Raw genomic sequence first — 5190 nt, forward strand, 5'->3', positions numbered from 1 at the left:
CCGCTCTTCGATCGTTATGAAAACCGCAATGAATGGAGAGACGGCGAGTCGAGTTTTCCAGCGGGTCGCCCACGCCAGTACTCCTCCACACGTGGGTGAGCTTAACTTCCGTGTTCGGGATGGGTACGGGTGTTACCTCACCACTCTGGCCGTCTCACGCCGAGTCGCGGAATCGAACCGCGATCATACCAGGCTCGGTAGGGTCCACAACCGTGTGTAAGCGTAGTCCAGTTCGCACCTGGACCCGTACAATACGGGTACAGTGCAGAGCGATCACCGGATGAGTGATGGCTTCGGTCTGTTAGTGCTCGCGGACTCAACGCCTCGTTGCCTTGGCGCGTACATCCCGAGTCTATCTAACTCCTCTTCTACGAGTGACCTCAAGCGGTACTTCGTTTCCGAGTGGGTTTCGAGCTTAGATGCGTTCAGCTCTTACCCCGTGATGCGTGGCTGCCCGGCAGTGCTCTCTCGAACAACCGGTACACCAGTGGCATCCAATCGTAGTTCCTCTCGTACTATACGATCGTTCTCGTCAAGTACCATAACACCCCCAATAGATAGCAGCCGACCTGTCTCACGACGGTCTAAACCCAGCTCACGACCTCCTTTAATAGGCGAACAACCTCACCCTTGCCCGCTTCTGCACGGGCAGGATGGAGGGAACCGACATCGAGGTAGCAAGCCACGCGGTCGATATGTGCTCTTGCGCGTGACGACTCTGTTATCCCTAAGGTAGCTTTTCTGTCAGCAACCAGTCCCATCAAGGAACTTGGTTGGTTCGCTAAACCACGCTTTCGCGTCAGCGTCACTCGTTGGGAATGACACTGTCAGACTTCCGTTTGCTCTTGCGCTCTTCCTCGGGTTCCCGACCCGAGTGAGGAAATCTTGGGGCGCGCTCGATATCTTTTCGAGCGCGTACCGCCCCAGTCAAACTGCCCGGCTACCGGTGTCCTCCGCCAGGAGTGAGAGTCGCAGTCACTAACGGGTAGTATTTCACTGGTGGCTCGGTGGCCCGCTAGCGCGGGTACCTGTGTAATGCCTCCTACCTATGCTGCACATTAGCGACCACGTCTCAGCGACAGCCTGCAGTAAAGCTCTATAGGGTCTTCGCTTCCCCTTGGGGGTCTCCAGACTCCGCACTGGAACGTACAGTTCACCGGGTCCAACGTTGGGACAGTGGCGCTCTCGTTGATCCATTCATGCAAGCCGCTACTGAAGCGGCAAGGTACTACGCTACCTTAAGAGGGTCATAGTTACCCCCGCCGTTGACGGGTCCTTCGTCCTCTTGTACGAGGTGTTCAGATACCCGCACTGGGCAGGATTCAGTGACCGTACCAGTCCTTGCGGATTTGCGGTCACCTGTGTTGTTACTAGACAGTCGGAGCGCCCAAGACACTGCGACCTGCCCCGCATGGGGCAGGCATTCCTTATTGCGAACGTACGGAACTAACTTGCCGAATTCCCTAACGTCGGTTGTCCCGACAGGCCGCGCCTTGCTCTGGCAGAGTACCTGTGTCGGATCTCGGTACGGATATCGTGCTCCCTTTTCACGGGCTCCTGGTAACATCGTCTTTCGCTGTCTCGAGCTTCGCTCGCTTCCTGCCATTACGGCGTCCACGAGCTTCCTCGATTCGATTGGGCGAAGGCCCAACACGATGGTTCCGGAAGCGTCGGTTTCACTGCACGATAGTGCTGGAATATTAACCAGCTACCCTTTCGATCCCTGCGAGTTACGAGGGACCTTAGGATCGACTAACCCTTGGCTGATTGACAGTGCCAAGGAACCCTTACTCTTCTGGCCGTCGGGGTTCACACCCGACTTTCGCTGCTACTATGACTAGGATTTTCTTCACTGAACGGTCCACGCGAGTTCTCACCCGAGCTTCCATCCGTCCAGAGTGCCAACCTACAGGATCGCTGTGTTACCAGCGCCGCTAGGTCTCGGTGGTAGATTTGAGCCCCGATCATTTTCGGCGCCTCGAACCTCGGCCGGTAAGCTGTTACGCTTTTCTTAGAGGGTTGCTGCTTCTAAGCTCACCTCCCGGCTGTTTAGGGCTCGAGACTACCTTCGAATCGCACTTAATCTACACTTTGGGACCTTAACCCAGCTCTGGGTTGTTCCCCTCATGGTACCCAAGCTTACCCCGGGCACCGGACTCCCATCGTCCACGGCGTTTGCACGTTCGGAGTTCGACAGAGAGGCCGACTCCTCTCGGAGGCGGGTCTCTCAATCGGTCGCTCTACCGCGCAAACTACCTCGGATGAGGTCATGCTTCGACATGTTTCGGTTGGAACCAGCTGTTGCCGAGCTCGATGGGCCTTTCACCCCTACTCTCGAGTCACGGGAGGGTATTGTAGGACACCAACCCTAACGGGCCTCCACGTGGCTTTCGCCACGCTTCACCCTGCTCCAGAGTAGATCGCTCGGTTCCGGGTCGTATCCCTTCGACTCCCCGCGCTTGAACACGGTGGGCCTGGCAATGCTGCGCCCCTATCGGTTTCCCTGCGCCTTCCTAGGTTCACTAGTTAGACTTGCCAAAGAGATACACTCCCTAGTTCGTTTTTCAAAACGTACGACGGAACTTCGGCTCTCCTTTCGTCCTACTGGAGGGTCGCCCCTCGATCGTTTTGAAAGGAGCCTTTTAAGCCCCGTCGCTCTATCGCCGACTGGTTTCATGCCCTATTGCACCGCCCTTCTCGGGGTGCTTTTCAGCGTTCGCTCACGCTACTTGTTCGCTATCGGTCTCGAGGAGTGTTTAGCCTTCGCGGTCGATGCCCGCGATATTCACGAGGGATATCCAACCCCCGCTACTCTGGTACTGGCGCACACTCTACTGAATCACGGTACGGGACTGTCGCCCTGTTTCGTGCTTCGTTCCAGAAGACTTCTCGTGATTGGTCGAGTGCTGAGTGCCAGCCCTAACACCACATTTCCTTGCGGATTCGGTTTGGGCTGTGTCGCGTTCACTCGCGGTTACTTACGACATCGCAGTTGCTTTCTCTTCCTGTCCCTACTAAGATGTTTCAATTCGGGACGTTCCCCATTGCGCGAGGCAATTGCGGTGGGGATTCCCATTCGGAGATCCTCAGTTCTTCGCTTCCATGCAGCTCCCTGAGGCTTTTCGCAGCTTGGCACGTCCTTCGTCAGCTCTCGAGCCGAGCAATCCATCAGCCGGCATAGTAGCCGTCTGTCGGTAATCGTCGTTCCACTGCAACCCGGTATCGTACGGGTCCAGTGGGTGCCTGGACTACGCTTACACACGGTCGTCATCGTACGTCCCGTGGGTGTCACGGGAGCGTACATCGGACCCTTCCCAGACGCGCTCTCGCGGTCTGGTGCATCGGTCTGGATTCCATCGTACTCCCGTCGGGCATATAACCCGCACGGTTTCCTTCTATCCGTTATGGACTCACGGGGATTCGAACCCCGGGCATCCTCCTTGCAAAGGAGGCACTCTACCACTGAGCTATGAGCCCTGTGAGCCTTGGTAGTTCTAAGGTGCCCGGGCGAACCGGGTACCGAACGTCAAGTGGGCCTGCCCAGAGGGCAGGTCCCGTGCTGTGGAGGTGATCCAGCCGCAGATTCCCCTACGGCTACCTTGTTACGACTTAAGCCCCCTTGCGGAGCCCAGATTCGACCTACTAGGTAGGCCTCATCCGGACCCCACTCGGGTGCTTTGACGGGCGGTGTGTGCAAGGAGCAGGGACGTATTCACCGCACTCTCCTGGAATGCGATTACTACCGAATCCAGCTTCATGCGGACGAGTTGCAGTCCGCAATCCGAACTACGACCGAGTTTCTGAGATTACCGCTCCCTCTCGGGGTGGGAACCCATTGTCTCGGCCATTGTAGCCCGCGTGTTGCCCAGCCCATTCGGGGCATACTGACCTACCGTTGCCCGTTCCTTCCTCCGCCTTGGCGGCGGCAGTCCTCCTAATGTACCCATCATCCACAAGGGACATGCTGGCAATTAGGAGCGCGGGTCTCGCTCGTTGCCTGACTTAACAGGACGCCTCACGGTACGAGCTGACGGCGGCCATGCACCACCTCTCTACAGCGTCGTGGCGAGGTCATCAACCTGGCCGTCATCACTGTAGTCGGGGCTGGTAAGGTTACCGGCGTTGAGTCCAATTAAACCGCAGGCTCCTCCGGTTGTAGTGCTCCCCCGCCAATTCCTTTAAGTTTCATCCTTGCGGACGTACTTCCCAGGCGGTTCGCTTAGCGGCTTCCCTGCGGCACAACACTCACTCGTAGTGAGTGTCACACCTAGCGAACATCGTTTACGGCTGGGACTACCCGGGTATCTAATCCGGTTCGAGACCCCAGCTTTCGTCCCTCACTGTCGGATCAGTCCTCTCGAGGTGCTTTCGCCATCGGTGGTCCGTTCAGGATTACGGGATTTCACTCCTACCCCGAACGTACCCCTCGAGCCTTCCTGTCCCAAGCCGTGCAGTTTTCGCCGGACGCCCACCCGTTAAGCAGGTGGATTTCCCGACGAACTTGCGCGGCCAGCTACGGACGCTTTAGGCCCAATAAAATCGGTCATCACTTGAGCTGCCGGTATTACCGCGGCGGCTGGCACCGGTCTTGCCCAGCTCTTGTTCCTGAACCTCCCTACGGTTCAGAAAAGAAAGGGCGATATGCCCTTTCACTCGGGGTCCCCTTATCGCACTGGCGTGCAGTGTAAAGGTTTCGCGCCTGCTGCGCCCCGTAGGGCCCGGAATCTTGTCTCAGATTCCGTCTCCGGGCTCTTGCTCTCACAACCCGTACCGATTATCGGCACGGTGGGCCGTTACCCCACCGTCTACCTAATCGGCCGCAGCCACATCCTACAGCGCCGGAGCGTTTGAGCGTCGACGTGTTCAAACGGTCAACGCGTATCAGGTGTTAGCCTCAGTTTCCCGAGGTTGTTCCTGTCTGTAGGGTAGTTTGGCCACGTGTTACTGAGCTATACGCCGCGAGTCTAAACTCGCACGACTAGCATGGCTAAATCGGACCCCGATAGCAATGACCTCCGGCAGGATCAACCGGAATGTGTACGTACTGGTATACGTGGGTGGCGGGTTAAGATCACGTCGTGATCTTACCGTTCATGGTCTATGTATCGGTTTCCGTTCGGTGATCGCCGGCCGCTCCGGGGGTCACCGAACTACCAAGGCTCGCATCAGATGCCGTCCTGTGGCGGACCA

General features: G+C 57.4%; 1 tRNA gene and 3 rRNA genes. All 4 read right to left on the reverse strand.

From position 1 onward, the window contains the following. Positions 1–35 precede the first annotated feature (35 nt). A 5S ribosomal RNA gene (rrf, locus tag NO998_RS15675) occupies positions 36–157 on the reverse strand. 124 nt (positions 158–281) lie between these two features. Beyond that, positions 282–3194: ribosomal RNA gene (locus NO998_RS15680) — 23S ribosomal RNA — on the reverse strand. 211 nt (positions 3195–3405) lie between these two features. Continuing rightward, positions 3406–3477, reverse strand: a tRNA-Ala gene (locus NO998_RS15685). 85 nt (positions 3478–3562) lie between these two features. Continuing rightward, a 16S ribosomal RNA gene (locus tag NO998_RS15690) occupies positions 3563–5035 on the reverse strand. Together the 16S, 23S and 5S rRNA genes with 1 tRNA gene alongside form the textbook arrangement of a ribosomal RNA operon. Between the last annotated feature and the right edge of the window lie 155 nt (positions 5036–5190).

The organism is Halolamina litorea, from assembly GCF_026616205.1.
Lineage (GTDB): Archaea > Halobacteriota > Halobacteria > Halobacteriales > Haloferacaceae > Halolamina > Halolamina litorea.